The sequence below is a fragment of the Streptomyces sp. M41(2017) genome, from assembly GCF_002078175.1.
GTDB lineage: Bacteria > Actinomycetota > Actinomycetes > Streptomycetales > Streptomycetaceae > Streptomyces.
Genome location: NZ_MWFK01000005.1, coordinates 25214 through 40380, shown reverse-complemented (window position 1 = coordinate 40380; position 15167 = coordinate 25214). Strand labels below are relative to the sequence as shown.

At 68.1% G+C, this 15167-nt stretch carries 25 protein-coding genes; all 25 read left to right on the top strand.

The features are described 5' to 3' along the window. Positions 1–8 precede the first annotated feature (8 nt). The 25 genes from B0675_RS39940 to B0675_RS39825 all read left to right on the top strand — a co-directional run bounded on the left by B0675_RS39940 (position 9) and on the right by B0675_RS39825 (position 15164). The gene (locus B0675_RS39940; RefSeq protein ID WP_081224725.1) at positions 9–296 is read left to right on the top strand and encodes a hypothetical protein; all 288 of its coding nucleotides are present in this window, start codon (positions 9–11) and stop codon (positions 294–296) included. A 12-nt stretch (positions 297–308) separates the two neighbouring features. Continuing rightward, positions 309–1019, top strand: coding sequence for a hypothetical protein (locus B0675_RS39935; RefSeq protein ID WP_081224724.1), 711 nt, complete (start codon positions 309–311; stop codon positions 1017–1019). Beyond that, positions 1016–1615, top strand: a complete 600-nt coding sequence (locus B0675_RS39930) for a class I SAM-dependent methyltransferase (RefSeq protein WP_081224723.1) — start codon at positions 1016–1018, stop codon at positions 1613–1615. The genes B0675_RS39935 and B0675_RS39930 overlap by 4 nt, the downstream gene beginning before the upstream one ends. After that, entirely contained in the window at positions 1615–2481 is an 867-nt protein-coding gene (locus B0675_RS39925) for an NAD-dependent epimerase/dehydratase family protein (RefSeq protein ID WP_081224722.1), read from the top strand. Before B0675_RS39930 ends, B0675_RS39925 begins: the two co-directional genes overlap by 1 nt. Next, positions 2478–2672 carry a hypothetical protein gene (locus B0675_RS39920; RefSeq protein ID WP_081224721.1) on the top strand — a complete coding sequence of 65 codons (195 nt, stop codon included), beginning with the start codon at positions 2478–2480 and terminating at the stop codon, positions 2670–2672. The genes B0675_RS39925 and B0675_RS39920 overlap by 4 nt, the downstream gene beginning before the upstream one ends. 21 nt (positions 2673–2693) lie before the next feature. Next, a complete protein-coding gene (locus B0675_RS39915) occupies positions 2694–3077 on the top strand; it encodes a hypothetical protein (RefSeq protein ID WP_143661180.1) in 384 nt (127 codons plus the stop codon). 18 nt (positions 3078–3095) lie between these two features. Then, complete coding sequence (locus tag B0675_RS39910) at positions 3096–3341, top strand: hypothetical protein (protein WP_081224719.1); 246 nt, start codon at positions 3096–3098, stop codon at positions 3339–3341. A 16-nt stretch (positions 3342–3357) separates the two neighbouring features. Then, positions 3358–3573, top strand: a complete 216-nt coding sequence (locus B0675_RS41195) for a hypothetical protein (protein ID WP_143661179.1) — start codon at positions 3358–3360, stop codon at positions 3571–3573. Continuing rightward, positions 3573–4301, top strand: coding sequence for a hypothetical protein (locus tag B0675_RS41790; protein WP_206602759.1), 729 nt, complete (start codon positions 3573–3575; stop codon positions 4299–4301). Before B0675_RS41195 ends, B0675_RS41790 begins: the two co-directional genes overlap by 1 nt. Next, positions 4294–4494 (top strand): hypothetical protein, encoded by a 201-nt coding sequence (locus tag B0675_RS39900; protein ID WP_081224718.1) that lies wholly within the window; start codon positions 4294–4296, stop codon positions 4492–4494. Before B0675_RS41790 ends, B0675_RS39900 begins: the two co-directional genes overlap by 8 nt. 2 nt (positions 4495–4496) lie before the next feature. Next, positions 4497–4784, top strand: a complete 288-nt coding sequence (locus B0675_RS39895) for an endonuclease (RefSeq protein WP_081224717.1) — start codon at positions 4497–4499, stop codon at positions 4782–4784. 11 nt (positions 4785–4795) lie between these two features. Next, entirely contained in the window at positions 4796–5002 is a 207-nt protein-coding gene (locus B0675_RS39890; protein ID WP_081224716.1) for a hypothetical protein, read from the top strand. Beyond that, on the top strand, positions 4987–5205 hold the full coding sequence (locus tag B0675_RS39885; RefSeq protein WP_081224715.1) for a hypothetical protein: 219 nt from the start codon (positions 4987–4989) through the stop codon (positions 5203–5205). Before B0675_RS39890 ends, B0675_RS39885 begins: the two co-directional genes overlap by 16 nt. Positions 5206–5211: 6 nt before the next feature. After that, positions 5212–5463, top strand: a complete 252-nt coding sequence (locus tag B0675_RS39880; RefSeq protein WP_081224714.1) for a hypothetical protein — start codon at positions 5212–5214, stop codon at positions 5461–5463. Then, positions 5456–5755 (top strand): hypothetical protein, encoded by a 300-nt coding sequence (locus tag B0675_RS39875; protein WP_081224713.1) that lies wholly within the window; start codon positions 5456–5458, stop codon positions 5753–5755. Before B0675_RS39880 ends, B0675_RS39875 begins: the two co-directional genes overlap by 8 nt. Continuing rightward, positions 5752–6954 (top strand): hypothetical protein, encoded by a 1203-nt coding sequence (locus B0675_RS39870; RefSeq protein ID WP_081224712.1) that lies wholly within the window; start codon positions 5752–5754, stop codon positions 6952–6954. Before B0675_RS39875 ends, B0675_RS39870 begins: the two co-directional genes overlap by 4 nt. A 356-nt stretch (positions 6955–7310) precedes the next feature. Continuing rightward, entirely contained in the window at positions 7311–7790 is a 480-nt protein-coding gene (locus B0675_RS39865; RefSeq protein ID WP_081224804.1) for a hypothetical protein, read from the top strand. A gap of 1 nt (position 7791) precedes the next feature. Further along, the gene (locus B0675_RS39860; protein ID WP_081224711.1) at positions 7792–9423 is read left to right on the top strand and encodes a terminase; all 1632 of its coding nucleotides are present in this window, start codon (positions 7792–7794) and stop codon (positions 9421–9423) included. Further along, the gene (locus B0675_RS39855; RefSeq protein ID WP_107483001.1) at positions 9420–10883 is read left to right on the top strand and encodes a phage portal protein; all 1464 of its coding nucleotides are present in this window, start codon (positions 9420–9422) and stop codon (positions 10881–10883) included. Before B0675_RS39860 ends, B0675_RS39855 begins: the two co-directional genes overlap by 4 nt. Further along, the gene (locus B0675_RS39850; RefSeq protein WP_081224709.1) at positions 10864–11637 is read left to right on the top strand and encodes a hypothetical protein; all 774 of its coding nucleotides are present in this window, start codon (positions 10864–10866) and stop codon (positions 11635–11637) included. The genes B0675_RS39855 and B0675_RS39850 overlap by 20 nt, the downstream gene beginning before the upstream one ends. A gap of 63 nt (positions 11638–11700) precedes the next feature. After that, the gene (locus tag B0675_RS39845) at positions 11701–12360 is read left to right on the top strand and encodes a hypothetical protein (RefSeq protein ID WP_081224708.1); all 660 of its coding nucleotides are present in this window, start codon (positions 11701–11703) and stop codon (positions 12358–12360) included. 11 nt (positions 12361–12371) lie between these two features. Further along, a complete protein-coding gene (locus B0675_RS39840) occupies positions 12372–13328 on the top strand; it encodes a phage major capsid protein (RefSeq protein ID WP_081224707.1) in 957 nt (318 codons plus the stop codon). Positions 13329–13342: 14 nt separating this feature from the next. Further along, a complete protein-coding gene (locus B0675_RS39835) occupies positions 13343–14359 on the top strand; it encodes a glycosyltransferase family 4 protein (protein ID WP_347111317.1) in 1017 nt (338 codons plus the stop codon). 8 nt (positions 14360–14367) lie between these two features. Then, a complete protein-coding gene (locus tag B0675_RS39830) occupies positions 14368–14784 on the top strand; it encodes a hypothetical protein (protein ID WP_081224706.1) in 417 nt (138 codons plus the stop codon). Continuing rightward, entirely contained in the window at positions 14784–15164 is a 381-nt protein-coding gene (locus tag B0675_RS39825; protein ID WP_081224705.1) for a hypothetical protein, read from the top strand. The genes B0675_RS39830 and B0675_RS39825 overlap by 1 nt, the downstream gene beginning before the upstream one ends. The last annotated feature ends 3 nt before the right edge of the window (positions 15165–15167 follow it).

Genomic DNA, 15167 nt, shown 5'->3' with positions numbered 1-15167 from the left:
GGGGTCTGGTGGAACGCGAGAGCAGCGAATATCTGATGACCCCCGTCACCGCGGGCAGCGGCGACCCCGCCGGATACACGGTCGAGGTCGCCGTCCTCGAAGACGGTGAACGGCCCGAGCCAGGCGACTGGCATGCCGCCGCCTGGGGCACCGACAACGGGCATCACGTCGCGATGATCCTCATCGGCCCCGACGGCGCCATCGACCCCGGACCCGGCACCTACCGGACCTGGGTGCGCATCCAGGCCCCACCAGAGCGGCCCGTCATCAAATCCCCGCGCTTCACGATCAACTGAGGAGCCCGCGCCATGGCCGACGACCTGCTCGTCATCATCCCCACCCGCGGCCGACCCCAGGCCGTGCCCGAGATCGTGCAGGCGTGGGACGACACCGGGGCGACCGCCGACCTGCTGTTCTGTGTCGACAAGGACGATCCGGAGCTTGCCGCGTACAAGGCGCTGGCGAAGGATCTCGCCGACGACCAGCGGGTGCGGTTTGTGTTCTGGGCGCGGAAGCGGCTGTGCGGCACCCTCAACCAGGCCGCGGTGAAGAACGCCCCCAACTACCGGTACCTCGCCTTCATGGGCGACGACCACCGGCCCCGGGCCGCAACGATGGCGTGGGACGCCCGGATCCGGGAGTGCCTGTCCGGCGGCCCCGGCATCGTCTACGGCAACGACCTGCTCCAAGGCCAAGCCATGGCCACCGCCGTCGCAATGACCTCCGACATCGTCACGACGCTGGACTACATGGCGCCGCCACAGCTCGTCCACCTCTGCCTCGACCTCGTCTGGCTCGACTGGGGGAAGGGCATGGGACGGATCACCTACCTCGACGACATGGTCATCGAGCACCTGCACCCGGCCGCCGGGAAGGCCAGCCTCGACGCCGTCTACGAGGACTGCAACAGCCCGGAACGCTCCCAGGCTGACGGCGCCGCCTACATCGACTACCGCGACAACGGCGGGCTCGAAGCCGACCTCGTCAAGCTGCGGAAGCTCGTCGAGGAGGCAGCGTGACCGCCGAAGCTGTCATCCAGGCCTGGGATCAGGCCGACCCCGAAGCGATTCACCCGCTCCGCCGCGTGTCCGAAGACGCGTACTGGGAGTCCGGGCAGGACCAGGCGGAGATGCTCGCCACCGTCATCCCCGACGGGGCGAAGGTGCTCGACTTCGGCTGCGGTGACGGCCGCGTCGCCATCCCCATGACCGTCCTCGGCTACGAGGTGACCGCCGTCGACTCCTCGCCACGCATGCTCGAACGGCTCGCCGAACGCCTCCCCGACGCTGACGCCGTCCTCGCAGACGCCGACGGCATCGCCAAGCACCTCGGCCGCCGCCGAATGGACGCCGTCTACAGCCTCGCCGTCCTCATCCACCACAGCTACAGCGACTGCCTCAACATCGTCGCCAAGCTGCGGGCCGCGACGAAACTCGGCGGGATCCTCGTCCTCGACTGGCCACTCAGCGACCAGCCCGCCGAAGCCGACAGCTGGATCGGCGTCACCACCTGGTCCAAGGAACAGCAGGACGAGGCGTGCGCGCGGATCGGACTGGAGCCCATCGACAGCCACCTGCCTTGGGGCGTCTACCGGGCCGTCAAGGCAGCCGGCTGATGCGCGTTCTCCTCACCGGCCACCGGGGCTTCGTCGGCCGCCACCTGCACGCCGCACTCGACGAGCGAGGCGACGATGTCACCGGCGTCGACCTCATCGACGGCCGCGACGCACTCGATCTGTACCGCTTCGACCAGCGGCCCTACGACCTCGCCATTCACTGCGCGGCAGTCGTCGGCGGCCGGGCCAGCATCGACGGATCGCCGCTCGGGGTCGCCACCAATCTAGCGCTGGACGCCTGGTACTTCCGGTGGCTGATCCGCACCGGCACCCCGCGCGCCGTCTACTTCTCCAGCTCAGCCGCCTACCCGGTCGCGCTTCAGCAGCCCGGCGAGATCCACCGGCTCGTCGAGACGGACATCAACTACGAGCAGCCCGGACGACCCGACGCGACCTACGGGCTCGCCAAGCTCGCGGGGGAGCAGCTCGCCCAGTACGCCGAAGCCGAAGGCTGCCGCGTCCACTCGTTGCGGCCGTTCTCCGGCTACGGCGAAGATCAAGACGACTGCTACCCGTTCCCCGCGTTCATCCGCCGGGCCCGCGAGCGGCAGGATCCGTTCGAGATCTGGGGCGACGGCAGTAGCACGCGCGACTGGGTGCACATCTCGGATCTCGTCGGCGCCACCCTCGCAGCCGTCGACCAGGACGCCACCGGGCCGATGAACATCGGCTGGGGCAGGGCGACCAGCTTCGACGAACTCGCCGGCCTCGTCACTATCGCAGCCGGCTACCAGCCCGAGTTGAAGCACCTCGCCACCGCACCCCAAGGCGTCCACCACCGCGTGTGCGACCCGAAGCGGATGCTCGACGTGTACCAGCCTCGCGTCAGCCTCGAAGAAGGCATCGCGCGGGCGCTCGCCGCATGAGCGGGCAGTGGCTGGCCAAGCAGACCGGCGGCAACGAAGTCCACGTCGCCCCGCTCGACGACCTGCTCGTCCGCGACCTCACCGACCTCTGCCCGTGCGGACCCACGCCCAGCCCCAGCCCGATGGGTGACGGATCCGACGGCTGGGTCTACACCCACCACAGCCTCGACGGCCGTGAAGCCGCCGAGTAACCCCACGGAAGGCCCGCGCCCATGGCTTCCCCTGACATGCCCGAACACCAGGCGATGAGCGCCCAGAGTCTCTGCGAGCACTCCTGGTCCTACAACAAGCCCGCGCACGCGTCGGCCTCAGTCCGGATCTGCTCCCTCTGCCACGCCATCGACGGCGAAGACCTCATGCGCACTCTCAACGAGTACGCGCAGGAGTACGCCAAGCTCTACGCGCCGAACCCCGTCAGCCTCGTCTACGGCCACTCCGACGGGCAGACGATCGGCGTCGTCGACCAGGTCGGCGGGCTCCCCGGCAGCGCACGGGAACGAGCCCTGCTCCGCGCACTGCTCACCTTCACACTCCAGGCACTCGACGAGCGCGACCACCCGCTACGACTCGTCACCGTGCCCATCGACCCGCACTGACCCCACGGAGCCCGCGCCATGGCCATCGACACCAGCAAGGACGAGGCGCCCCAGCGACGCGGCGCCGACATCGAGATCATCGACCGGCATGAAGGCGCCGCTCCAATCCTCGTGCCGAGCGCAGTGCGCATCAACGGCGTGGAGATCCCAATGCCGGCTGGCACGAAGATCCGCGTGCACGACATCAGTGAGGACGAAGCGGTCACGGTCACGCTGACCCTGTTCGCCCGCCGCATCGTCATCGCCGCCGAAGACGACCTCTGACCCAGGAGCCCGCGCCATGGCTGCAGAAATCGAAGCACCCGTAGACGTCACAACCTGCCTGCCCGGAGCCGTCCCCATCGGCGGGCGCATCGGCACCCTCTCCGTTGCGCTCCGTGGCACTACCCTCCATGCCGAAGACGTATACCGAGCCCTCGGTGAATTCCTCGTTGAGGCTGGCAACTACCTCATCGAAAACGCCGCCCTCCCTCCGGTAGACGGAGGTGACGTCTGATGGCCCGCCTGCAGATCCTCGAACTCCCCGAAGGCGCCAACGATGAGCGGGCACCGTTCGTGCTCGTCGTCGACGAGTCTGTCCCGCAGCGTGTCGCCATCGGACCGGACGTGCCGTACCGCGACTACTGGCGGGACATCGCCCAGCAGATCGGGGCACGAGCTGTCATCGTCACGCCCGAGACTGTCGAGATCCCCGCCAACGACACCAGTGCGTACCTCGACCCGGCACGCGGCGACCTGCCAGGGGATGCCCGCTACGAGATGACCATCGCTGGCAAGCCCGTCAACTGGACACAGGCCGACGAACTGCGCGCCCGCGCCGTCGAGGCCGCCAACGAGCGCACCGACATCGCCCGCGACATGGACCGGCTCGCCAAGTGGAAACGCGAGCTCACCGACGCGCTCGGTATGGACCCGCTCCGCGACTGGGACGACATCCGCAACGCCGCTGCCGCAATCCGCAAGGAACGCAACATGCAGGCAGAGGAACTGGAGCGGCTTCGTACAGGCGAAGAACCCGGCTGGAGTCCCGACGTCGCACCCACCCCCGGACAGTTCATCGCGCGATGGAACCAGGTCACACCAGAGAAGCGCCTCAGCATGGCGGCGCAGACCCTCGCAGGCATGAAACGATCAAGCGAATGCCTCAGGGACAACCATGTAGCCCAGCTCGCCGAGTTGAAAGCTGAAGTGGCCAATCTCCGCGCCAAGCCGACCGATGCCTGACGTCACCGTCAAACTGTCCGACGGCGTCCGCGAGATCACCGTCGAAGCCCAAGGCGACAGCGCACTCGACGAAGCCGAAGCAGCCGCCATCCGCCTGTACGGCGTTGTCGTCGCCAGCAGCCCCACCGGGCAACGCACCGGCTTCGCCAACTGGGCACTCGGCAGTGACACCGAACGCAGCCCCGAGGAGTAGCGATGAGCGGCGGCTGGAAGAACTCGGACCGTAAGAGCCGGCTGCCCAGTAACTGGGCCCGCCTTCGCGCCGAGACGCTGGCCAAGAATCCGACCTGCGTTCTATGCGGCGTTCGGCCCTCGACGCACTGCGACCACATCAAGGCCAAGACCGACGACCACAAGCAGCTCCAAGGCGTCTGCGCCGAATGCCACGCACAGAAGAGCAGCCGGGAAGGGAACGACGCCCAGCGCGCCAACCCACGACCCGGACGGACACGGCCGGCCGAGCAGCACCCCGGACTCCTCTAAGGACCCGCGCCATGTCCAGCATCCGCTTCTCACTCCACCTCGAAGACGAGGCCCCGAACGTCGATGAGCTCGCGTACTACGCGGGCGTCCTCGCTGAACGAGCAGGCTTCATGCTGCCCGAGAACGCCAAGGTGACCGTGACCCTGCCCGCGCGAGCCAGCGATCCACACCAGATCGAGGTCGAATACGAAGGCGAGACCGCGTGCCCGCCTACCTGATCGTCCACCCGCGCGACCAGAAACGCGAAGACGTCCTCATCGAAGACCCCCACCTCCACCTCGTCATCACCGACGGATGGGCCGTCTTCAAAGACACCGACGGCATCTGCCTCGCCATCCCCGCAGGACTGGGCGCCCAGATCCAACGGGTAGACGAAGAACAGGAACCCGCACACCAGGAGCCCGCGCCGCAGAAGGAGTGATGATCTGTGGCCAGCAAGGGTCGAGGAAGCCGCAAGAACCGCGGCAACGCCCAAACCCTCCGCAACTACTGGACCCGCGGCGAAGGCGCAGCCAAGATCCGCTGGGGCACACCCGGAGACTGGTCCCGCTGTAACCGTCTGCTCTCCAAGTACATGGGCGCCCGCGCCAAGGGCTACTGCCAGCTCCGGCACATGGCCGCCACCGGCATGACCACCAGCGCCCACGCCAAGGCAATGCGCGGAGGACGCCGTGGCTAGCTACACCGTCCAAGCCGACGAGTGGGGCGTTCACGGCGTCACCCTCGACGCCGGCACCGTCACCACCATCCACTTCCCCGACGACGTCGACGAGATCGAAGTCCTCTCCCACGACGGCGCCGCGCCCATCTACTTCACCGTCGACGGCAGCGACCCCGCCGTCGAAGGCCGCGCCTCCCGCGTCCTCCCCGCCGCCATCAGCTCCGCGCAAGTCGAGCCGCCCACCGCAGGCCCGACCGTCGTCAAACTGATCTCGGCCGGGACGCCGAAGGTGTCGGTGACCCGGGCATGAGGCGCACCAGCTACAGCCCCAAGGTGCCCGACGCCGCCACCAAAGCGATGGTCGATACCGTCGCCAACGCGGCACTCGCCGACAACGCCGAGGTCGCGGAGCGGCTCGCCGCACAGAAGGCCGATCAGGACGCGCTCGCCGCAGAGATAGCCACGCGCATGGCCACCCTCGGCGACATCGCAGCCCAACTCGCCCCCATCCAGCAGAACGCCGGCATCGAACACGCCCGCCTCCAAGGCCTCATCGACCAAGCCGAGGAGGCGACCGCGGCCCTCCGGCCGCTCATCGCTGAAGCACAAGCCGACGCGGACTCCGCAGGTGTCCAGGCCCAGGGCGCCTACGACAAGGCCAGCACCGCAATCGGTGTCGCCCAGGATTCGACAGTCCTTGCCCAGCAGGCCAGCACCACGGCGACCGCGGCGAGCAACGCATCCGCACAGGCCCTCGCGCAGTCCGACCAAGCGCAGACCGCGAGCACGGCCGCCAAGGCCGACGCCAGTCAGGCGAAGGCCACAGCGAGCACGGCCCAGACCGACGCGCGGGACGCCAAGACTGCGGCGGATACCGCCCAGTCGACCGCCAACTTGGCAAGCAAGGACGCAGCGGCGGCCAAGACGGCCGCCGGACAAGCCACTTCGGACGCCGCCACCGCGAAGAACGCGGCGAGCTCTGCACAGAACGCGGCCACCTCGGCGCAGACCACGGCACAAGACGCCGCCACGAAAGCCACCGCAGCCAACACCACGGCTGCCAGCGCCAAGACCACGGCCGACAGTGCGGCCACGGCAGCGGGGACAGCCCAAGCCGCAGCAACCGCAGCACAGGCGGCAGCCTCAACCGCCGGCACCAAAGCCGACCAGGCGAACACTGCAGCAGCAGCCGTTGCCAGCAGGGCAACAGCACTGGAGACAGACGTCGCAGCGCTCAAGGCCAAGACCGTTGCGATCAGGCGAGCCGTTCCGACGCTGCCTCTCATCGCGCTCGGTGCCAGCTACGACCAGGTCATCACGTGGTCCATGCCCATGCCGAGCAGCACGTACAGCGTGGACATCGCGCAGACTTCAGGGCTGATCGGCAAGGCCACAGCAACCGTTAAGGCAGGGACCCAGACGGCAGCCGGCCTCACGGTCACCGTCACCGCAGGGCTCCTCGTCGCGGCAGGCCAGACCCTCGACGTCACCGCCTACCGGTACGGGTGAGGGGCAGGGCGGCGCCGGCCTAGGGGTCGTGGTCGGGCAGGCCTGAGGTCGTGGTCGCGGTGAGGCATGACTCGATCGCACGTTCGGGATCAAGGTCGAGTGAGCGAAGGCTCGATCGAACGATCAGTCGAACGAAGCGAGTTCGAACACACGAACATGATCGAGATGAGCAAGATCGGCAAGGCCTGAAATTCCATGATCGAACTAGGGATCCTGATCGGCCGGCTCCACCATGATCCACCCGGGGGCATGCCCCCTCCCCGCGATCTTCAGGGATCGGGGCCGTATACGCGCTGAGGTCGGCCCTGGGTCTGGGGAATTTGGATCTTGAGATCAGACGGGCGGAGGTGAGCCTCATGGCTGGCCGCGGACCCGCGCCGAAGGACCCGAGGCGGCGAGCTGGGCATAGCAAGGACCCGCACGCTCAGACGATCCTGCGCTTCGAGCAGGCCGAGCCGCCCGAACTCCCGACCCTGTCGGTGATGAAGGACGGCGATCTGGTCGAGTACGCGTGGCCGGCGAGGACGCTGGACTGGTGGGAGATGTGGAAGGCGTCGCCCCAGGCGGAGCACTTCTCGTCGACCGACTGGGACTTCCTCCTGGACACGGCTGTCGTGCATGCCCGGCTGTGGTCGGGGGAGATGTCGGCGGCCGGGGAGCTGCGACTGCGGGTGGCGAAGTTCGGCGCGACTCCGGAGGACAGGGCGCGACTGCGGATGCAGTTCGCGCAGGCCGACGAAGCCGATAGCAAGAGGCCCGAGGGTGGCCGGTCGGCTAGGGAGCGCCGCGGTGTTCTTCGTGCGCTTCCGCCACCGGAGGAGTCGACGGGGAGCTGACATGCCGTGGAAGCCGTCGGAGCCCGGAGCCGTCCCGACCCTCGGATTCGAGGTCATCGACTGGATCTCGGAGATGCTGGCAGCTCCGGACCGAGGCGACTACGAGCCGTTCCTGCTGTATCCGGAGCAGGAGGATTTTGTCCTCCGCTACTACGAGATCGACCCACGTACCGGAAAGCGACGCTTCCGGCGAGGGGTCATCAGTCGCCCGCGCGGGTGGGGGAAGAGCCCCTTCCTCGCAGCACTGGCGATCGTTGAGGCTCTCGGCCCGGTGGTCCCAGATGGCTGGGACGCTGATGGACAGCCTGTCGGCAAGCCGTGGTCTGAGGTGCGCACACCACTGGTGCAGATCGCCGCGGTGTCAGAGACCCAGACGAAGAACACGTGGGCGCCGCTGCTGGAGATGCTGCAGGGGCCGGTCATCGACGAGTATCCGGGCCTGGAGCCGCTGGACACTTTCGTCAATCTGCCACGGGGGAGGATCGAGCCGATCACGTCGTCGGCTCGAACAGTGAAGGGCAACAAGCCGGTCTTCGCTGTGCTGGACCAGACCGAGGAGTGGGTGCGTTCGAACCGCGGCAACCGGCTAGCGGAGACGATGCGTATCAACGCCGCGAAGGTCGGCGGTACGACCATCGAGTCCCCAAACGCCTTCACTCCCGGAGAGGGATCGGTAGCAGAGGAGTCGGCGGCGTTCTGGGCCAAGATCCGGGAGGGCCGGGCTCGGGATGACGGGCTGTACTACGACCATCGCGAGGCCCCGCCTGAGACCGACATGACGGACCGCCAGTCGCTTACGGCTGGCTTGGCGTACACCTACGGCGACTCGGCCGACCGTAACGGCGGGCACGTCGACCTGGACACGATCGTTGCCACGATCTGGGATCCGAGTACAGACCCGCAGACGGCCCGCGCCGACTTCCTCAATCAGATCACTCACGCATCCGACTCGTGGATCTCGCAGCCCGAGTGGGCTGGCGTAGCCGCCGCCGACAAGGTCGTCGGTCGCGGCGAGGAGATTGTCCTTGGTTTCGACGGTTCGCGGCGACGAAACCGCGGCGTCACGGACGCCACCGCCTTGGTCGGCTGCCGGGTGTCCGACGGTCATCTCTTCCTTCTCGGCTGCTGGGAGCAGCCTGACGGGCCTTTTGGCCAGGACTGGCAGGTCCCCACTGTCGAGGTGCTGGCAGCCGTCGAGGACGCGTTCCGCGAGTACAAGGTCGTCGGCATGTATGCGGACCCGGCCAGGTGGGAGTCGCATGTGGCGAAGTGGGAGGCGGATCACGGGCGCCGACTGAAGCTCAAGTCGTCGACTCAGCATCCGATCGAGTGGTGGATGACCGGAGGTCGTTCCAATCAGATCGTGCGCGCGCTGGAGAAGTTCCGGTCGAGCGTCGTCGACGGGGAGCTTTCACACGACGGGTCGAGCGTGCTGACGAGGCACATCCTGAACTCTCGCCGGCGGGAGTCGCGCAGCGGTATCCAGATCATGAAAGAGCACCCCGACAGTCCGAAGAAGATCGACGCCGCCATTGCTGCTGTCCTCGCATGGCAAGCCCGAGTAGACGCCATGGCCAAGGGGCTCGGCAAGAAGAAGACCGGCAAGTCGGGACGGGTGGTGGTGTTGCGGTGACCGTCTCGATTCCTGACCTGCCGCTGCTGACGTTGTCGGATGACGAGCTCGCGCTGATCAACGTGCTTCGCGCGGACATGCTGCGGGACCGGTGGGAACTCAAGTTGCGCGACGCCTACTTCAACGGCGAGCAGCTGGTCCGCGACCTCGGTATCTCTATCCCTCCGCAGCTCCGTGGCTTGCACACGGTGATCGGCTGGCCGCGGGTCGGTGTCGAATCGCTGGAGGAGCGCCTCGACTTGGAGGCGTTCCGCTGGGCCGATGGTGCTGACGCTTCGGAGCTGACGGAGATCGCCGAGGCGAACGACTTGTTCGACGAGTCGAGCCTCGCGCACCTGGATGCGCTGGTGTACGGCCGCGAGTATCTGGCGGTCGGAGCGGGGGACTGTGGGGACGACTGTCCGCCCTTGATCTCGGCTGAGTCGCCGCTGGACATGACGCTGATGTGGGATGCCCGCCTGCGGATGGGCACGGCCGCGCTCCGCGAGTGCGCCGCTGACTCGTTCGTCGAGTCGGGCCCCGAGGAGCGGATGCTGGTCCTGTATCTGCCGGACCAGACGGTGATGGCTGTGCCGTCGCCGTCGGGTGGCTGGGAGGTTGTCGATCGGGACATGCACGGCCTGGGGGTCGTGCCGGTGGTTCGGTTGGCGAATCGGCAGCGGACCGCGGACCGGGTCGGCAAGTCGGAGATCACCCCGGAGGTCATGTCGATCACGGATGCGGCGTGCCGCCGGCTGATGGGCATGGAGGTTGCCGCCGAGTTCTACGGGGCGCCGCAGCGCTACATCCTGGGTGCGTCGGAGTCGGCGTTCCAGGACGCGGAGGGCAACGCCAAGTCCGCCTGGGAGACGTACATCGGCCGGGTGCTGGCGTTGGAGCGGGACGAGGACGGCGCCATTCCGACCGTGGGTCAGTTCGCTGCTCATGATCCGTCGGGCATGACGAAGTTCATCGACCTGTATGCCAGGATTATGGCGTCGCAGATGTCGGTGGCGCCGCACGTACTGGGCTACAGCAGTGACAATCCAGCGTCAGCGGACGCGATTCGGTTCGCGGATAACCGGCAGGTGAAGAAGGCGGAGCGCCGGATCCGGCGGTTCGGTGCGGGATGGCAGCAGGCGATGCGGCTGGCCCTTTGGGTTCGTGACGGTGAGCCGCCGGACAGCACGCGCCGCATCGAAACGGTGTGGCGGAACCCGGCGACCCCGACGGTGGCCGCGCAAGTCGACGCGACCGTCAAGCTGGTCCAGGCAGGTGTCCTGCCGGCGGACTCCGACGTCACGTTGGAGATGGCCGGGTTCACCGAGGGTCAGCGGCAGCGGATTGCCGTGGACCGCCGTCGCTCGTCGGCGGCAGCTACCGGTGGCGGCCTGCTGGATCGGCTGGCCGCGGTGAACGAGCGGCCTGCGGTCGGCTTGCCGACGGCTGCGGAGGTGTCTGGTGGCGACGGCGGTCTCTGACGGGGGCCGGGACGCCGACCGGTACCGGGCCGCGCAGCTCGGCCTGACCCGTCTGCTGGTGCGCGATGTCCGAGGCCTGCGACGGCTGATCCTTCCCGCCCGGCTGCGGGCATCGATGCCGGACTGGTTCACGGCCATGCAGGCCGTGGTCGACCAGTACGCGCAGACATCAGCGGCGTTGGGCGCCGAGTTTTACGACGCCCAACGGGAGGCGGCAAGAGTCGCCGGCACGTTCACCGTGCCGGTCGCAGACCCGCCGACACCGGAGCAGACCGAGGTGAGCCTACGGTGGGCCGCCAAGGACGTCTGGGACCGCGACCCGGACGCGGCAACCGGAGCGCAGCTTCAGCCGGTCGAGGTACGTCTCGGCCAGGCTGAGAAGAAGGCGGAGGCCGTCGCGCAGAAGCTGGTTGCGGATACCGGGCGGGCGACGGTTCTGGGCGCGGTGCGTCGGGACGCGCAGGCGACAGCGTGGGCACGGTCTGCGGCGCTCGGCGCGTGCGCGTTCTGCAAGCTGCTGGCTGCCCGCGGTTCGGTGTATGCGCAGGACACGGCTGGCTTCCGGGCGCATGACGGCTGCCACTGCGGCGTCATCCCGGTCTTTCGAGGGCAGAAGTTCGAGCCCTCCCCCCAGGCCTCCGAGTGGGCGCGGTTGTACGAGGAGTACGCCGCTGGCCATTCGGGGAGTCAACTGGCCCGCTTTCGGCGGGCGCTGACGGAGCACGACTCGAACCCGCTCCCCGGTTCTTTCTGATCAACGAGGTCGCCCTGGTGGCGGCCTTTCTCATTTCCACAGCCCCTGGAGGGCCGATTCGTCATGCCCGAAGAGACCGAGCAGAGCAGCGAGCAGCAGGAGTCCGGGACCGAGGAGACCGTCGAGGAGACGGCCACTGCGGAACAGGACGGTATCGAGCAGCAGGACGACGCCCAGGAGGCGGACGCCGGCGGCGAGGAGAAGCCGTTCGACCGGAAGAAGTTCGAAGCGGCGCTGCGCAAGAAGAACAGCGAGGCCGAGAACCTCCGCAAGCGACTCAAGGAGCAGGAGCCGCTGCTGGCCGAACTCAAGAAGCGCAAGGAAGCGGACCTGTCCGAGTCCGAGCGCCTCACCGAGCAGCTCACGGCAGCGCAGGAGCAGATCGCCAAGACCCGGCAGCGGCTGGTCCGCAGCCAGGTGCAGGCCCTCGCTGGCACCGCAACAGACAGTCGGGCGGCGTTCGCCGATCCAGCCGACGCGTTCGGTGAGCTCGACCTCGACTCGTACATCGACTCTGACGGCGACATCGACGAGGCGGCCATCGAGGCCGACCTTCAGGCGCTTTTGGAGCGCAAGCCGCACTGGGCGAAGAGCCAGCCCCCGGAGGGCCCGCGGCGTCCTGCACCGGATCGCACTCAAGCGTCCGGCGCCAACCGAACGAAGGCCCCCAGCCCGGAGGACGAGTTCTCCGGATGGCTTAAGTCGCGGCTTCCTGGCCGCTGAGAGAAGGAATCATGGTGGCTACGGCCCCGATCACTACCTCCGGTCTGCCCGAGGAGCTCCTCCCGCGGACCATCACCGCTCCGATCTTCGAGAAGTCGGTGGAGCAGTCCGCGGTCATGGCGCTCGCACGTCAGGCGCCGCTGGCCTTGGACGCCACCACGTCCGTGCCGATCCCGATGGACGTGCCGACCGCCGACTGGGTCGGTCAGGGGCAGAAGAAGCCCCTGTCGACCGGCGGCATCGACGTCAAGCACATGACGGCGAAGAAGCTCGCCGTGCTCATCCCGGTCGCGATGGAGGTCGCCCGCACGAACACGGCGGGCCTGTACTCCCAGCTGCAGAACGACCTGCCGACGGCGTTCGCGCGGGCCTTCGACCATGCGGCGATCCACGGCAAGACGATGAAGGGTGCGACCGGTCCCTTCGCCGAGTACCTGGCGATGACCTCGCAGTCCGTCGCACTGGGCACGACGGCGCAGGGCCAGGGCGGCATCTGGGCCGACCTCGTCAAGGGCATGGACCTCGTCGTCGACGAGGACTACGACTACACGGGCACGGTCGCCGACCACCGGCTGAAGCCGAAGCTGCTGCTGGCGACGGACACGACCGGCCGTCCGATCCTGGTCGACACGCAGACGCCGGGCACGAACATGGCGTCGGCGGGCACCCTGATCGGCGAGCCGCTCGCCTACTCGCGGAGCGTGTCGGGCAAGCAGCGCCGGCAGTCCGCGTCTGCGGACACGGGTCTGCGCGCGATCGGCGGCGACTGGACTCAGGCCGCCTACGGCGTGGGCATGGACATCACCGTGCGGATCTCCGACCAGGCGACCTACGTGGACGAGGACGGCGGCGTCCACAGCGCGTTCCAGGAGAACCTGGTGTTGATCCTCGCGGAGGCGTACTACGGCTTCGTGATGGGCGACGCCGACGCGTTCGTGAAGTTCACCGGTACCCCGAGCGGCTCGTGAGTAGGGCGGTCCCGGTGTCCGCGCCGGGCGGGACCGCCAAGCCGCTGTCGATCGTTGCCCGGGTGCACGCGATGCCGCCGGAGCACAATGCGGGCGCGGAGCACATGCTCGTGTCGATGCTGCGGCCCCTGGTGGAACGTGGCCACGACGTGCAGGTGTGGCTGTCGCGGTATGGGAAGGCCCACAAGGAGTACGAGTACCACGGGATCCGCGTGATTCCGCTGGAGTCTCGGCTGGACTTTCCGACCGCCGTGAAGCGGTCGCACATGCTGCTCGCCCATCTGGAGACGGTGCCGTCGGCGGCGTCCTTGGCCCGCGGCTACGGCAAGCCGCTGGTGGTGGTCTGCCACAACACGCACCGCGCGACGTTCCGGGATGCCGCAGCTGGCGGGACCGCCCTGGCGGTCTACAACTCGGTGTGGATGGAGCGGGAGGCGGAGCTCTTCTTTGCCGAGTACCCGAAGTCGGTTCGGCCGGAGTCTTCGCTGATCGTGCGCCCGCCCGTCTTCGCCGGCGAGTATGCGACCAAGCCTGGGAAGGCGATCACGCTGGTCAACTGCAATCCGGAGAAGGGTGGCAAGGTGCTCGCTGCCTTGGCGCGCCGCATGCCGGATCAGCAGTTCCTTGCTGTGAAGGGCGCTTACGGGGAGCAGATCCTCCCGGACCTGCCGAACGTGGAGATCGTCGAGCATGTTCGCGGCGAGGACATGCGGGAGCAGGTGTACGCCCGCACCCGCGTGCTGCTCATGCCGTCGTCCTACGAGTCGTGGGGTCGCACCGGTGTGGAAGCGCTCGCGAGTGGCATCCCGGTCGTTGCACATCCGACGCCGGGCCTGTGCGAATCACTGGGCGAGGCGGGCATCTTCGTCGATCGCGAGGATGTTGCCGGCTACGAGGCGGTGCTGCGGAAGTTGCTGACCTCTGCCGAGTACCGGTTGGCGTCGAAGCGGGCGAAGGCCCGCAGTGTCGAGCTTGATCCGGCGGCCGATCTGGCCGCGTGGTGTTCCGCCGTGGAGGGCCTGGCCCGATAGGAGGCGTCATGGCTTTCACGTCTCCGACAGCCGAGCAGCTCGGCCTCTACTTGGGTCTCGATGAGATCCAAGGCGACCGCGCTGACCTTCTCGTTTCGACGGCGACTTCGCTCTGCCAGACGATCGTGACGCCCCTGCCTGAGGGCGCCGAGGCTGTCGTCCTCTCGGTCGCCGGCCGGGCCTACGTGAATCCGCAGCAGGTGTCTTACGAGACGATCGGTCCGATGTCGGTTCAGCGTCCGTCCGGTTCGGGCGGCCTGTATCTGACGAAGGCCGACAAGTCGGCGCTGAAGTCCCTGGCCGGCCGGGGTGGCGCGTTCACGGTCGATCCGACGCCCGCATCAGCGGATCCGTCGGCGTCCTGGCCGATCGACGACGACGGCGTGTTCGTGGAGGACTTCGAGGCGGGCTGGGGGTTCCCCTGATGCCCGGCTCGTACCCCTACGGCGAGACGGTGCGGATCCTGCGCAGGGGCGAGTCACCCGGCCGAGGGCCGCGCGGTCAGCCGCTTCCAGGCATGGACGAGTCCTTCGACCTGGTGGGCTGCGTGGTCACTCCGCGAGCGGAGACACCGCAGGTTGGCGGGGATCAGCAGCAGGCCAGGGACACCGTCATCGTCGGCTGGACCGTGTACGTGCCGTCCAGCCAGCCCAGCCATGCTCGCCTGCCGTTGAGGACGACGGACAAGGCGAAGGTCCGCGGGATTGTCTGCGACATCACGGGCGAGCCCGGCGACTGGGGCCGCTCCCCGTTCACCGGCACCCGCGGCGTCATCCAGTTCGCCGCCGACCGCGTCACCGGCTGATCG

Excerpts from the sequence above, each read along its gene's own strand:
- B0675_RS39935 (WP_081224724.1), top strand. The coding sequence starts at position 309 with ATGGCCGACGACCTGCTCGTCATCATCCCCACCCGCGGCCGACCCCAG.
- B0675_RS39925 (WP_081224722.1), top strand. The coding sequence starts at position 1,615 with ATGCGCGTTCTCCTCACCGGCCACCGGGGCTTCGTCGGCCGCCACCTG.
- B0675_RS39920 (WP_081224721.1), top strand. The coding sequence starts at position 2,478 with ATGAGCGGGCAGTGGCTGGCCAAGCAGACCGGCGGCAACGAAGTCCAC.
- B0675_RS39915 (WP_143661180.1), top strand. The coding sequence starts at position 2,694 with ATGGCTTCCCCTGACATGCCCGAACACCAGGCGATGAGCGCCCAGAGT.
- B0675_RS39910 (WP_081224719.1), top strand. The coding sequence starts at position 3,096 with ATGGCCATCGACACCAGCAAGGACGAGGCGCCCCAGCGACGCGGCGCC.
- B0675_RS41195 (WP_143661179.1), top strand. The coding sequence starts at position 3,358 with ATGGCTGCAGAAATCGAAGCACCCGTAGACGTCACAACCTGCCTGCCC.
- B0675_RS41790 (WP_206602759.1), top strand. The coding sequence starts at position 3,573 with ATGGCCCGCCTGCAGATCCTCGAACTCCCCGAAGGCGCCAACGATGAG.
- B0675_RS39900 (WP_081224718.1), top strand. The coding sequence starts at position 4,294 with ATGCCTGACGTCACCGTCAAACTGTCCGACGGCGTCCGCGAGATCACC.
- B0675_RS39895 (WP_081224717.1), top strand. The coding sequence starts at position 4,497 with ATGAGCGGCGGCTGGAAGAACTCGGACCGTAAGAGCCGGCTGCCCAGT.
- B0675_RS39890 (WP_081224716.1), top strand. The coding sequence starts at position 4,796 with ATGTCCAGCATCCGCTTCTCACTCCACCTCGAAGACGAGGCCCCGAAC.
- B0675_RS39870 (WP_081224712.1), top strand. The coding sequence starts at position 5,752 with ATGAGGCGCACCAGCTACAGCCCCAAGGTGCCCGACGCCGCCACCAAA.
- B0675_RS39865 (WP_081224804.1), top strand. The coding sequence starts at position 7,311 with ATGGCTGGCCGCGGACCCGCGCCGAAGGACCCGAGGCGGCGAGCTGGG.
- B0675_RS39860 (WP_081224711.1), top strand. The coding sequence starts at position 7,792 with ATGCCGTGGAAGCCGTCGGAGCCCGGAGCCGTCCCGACCCTCGGATTC.
- B0675_RS39845 (WP_081224708.1), top strand. The coding sequence starts at position 11,701 with ATGCCCGAAGAGACCGAGCAGAGCAGCGAGCAGCAGGAGTCCGGGACC.
- B0675_RS39840 (WP_081224707.1), top strand. The coding sequence starts at position 12,372 with ATGGTGGCTACGGCCCCGATCACTACCTCCGGTCTGCCCGAGGAGCTC.
- B0675_RS39830 (WP_081224706.1), top strand. The coding sequence starts at position 14,368 with ATGGCTTTCACGTCTCCGACAGCCGAGCAGCTCGGCCTCTACTTGGGT.
- B0675_RS39825 (WP_081224705.1), top strand. The coding sequence starts at position 14,784 with ATGCCCGGCTCGTACCCCTACGGCGAGACGGTGCGGATCCTGCGCAGG.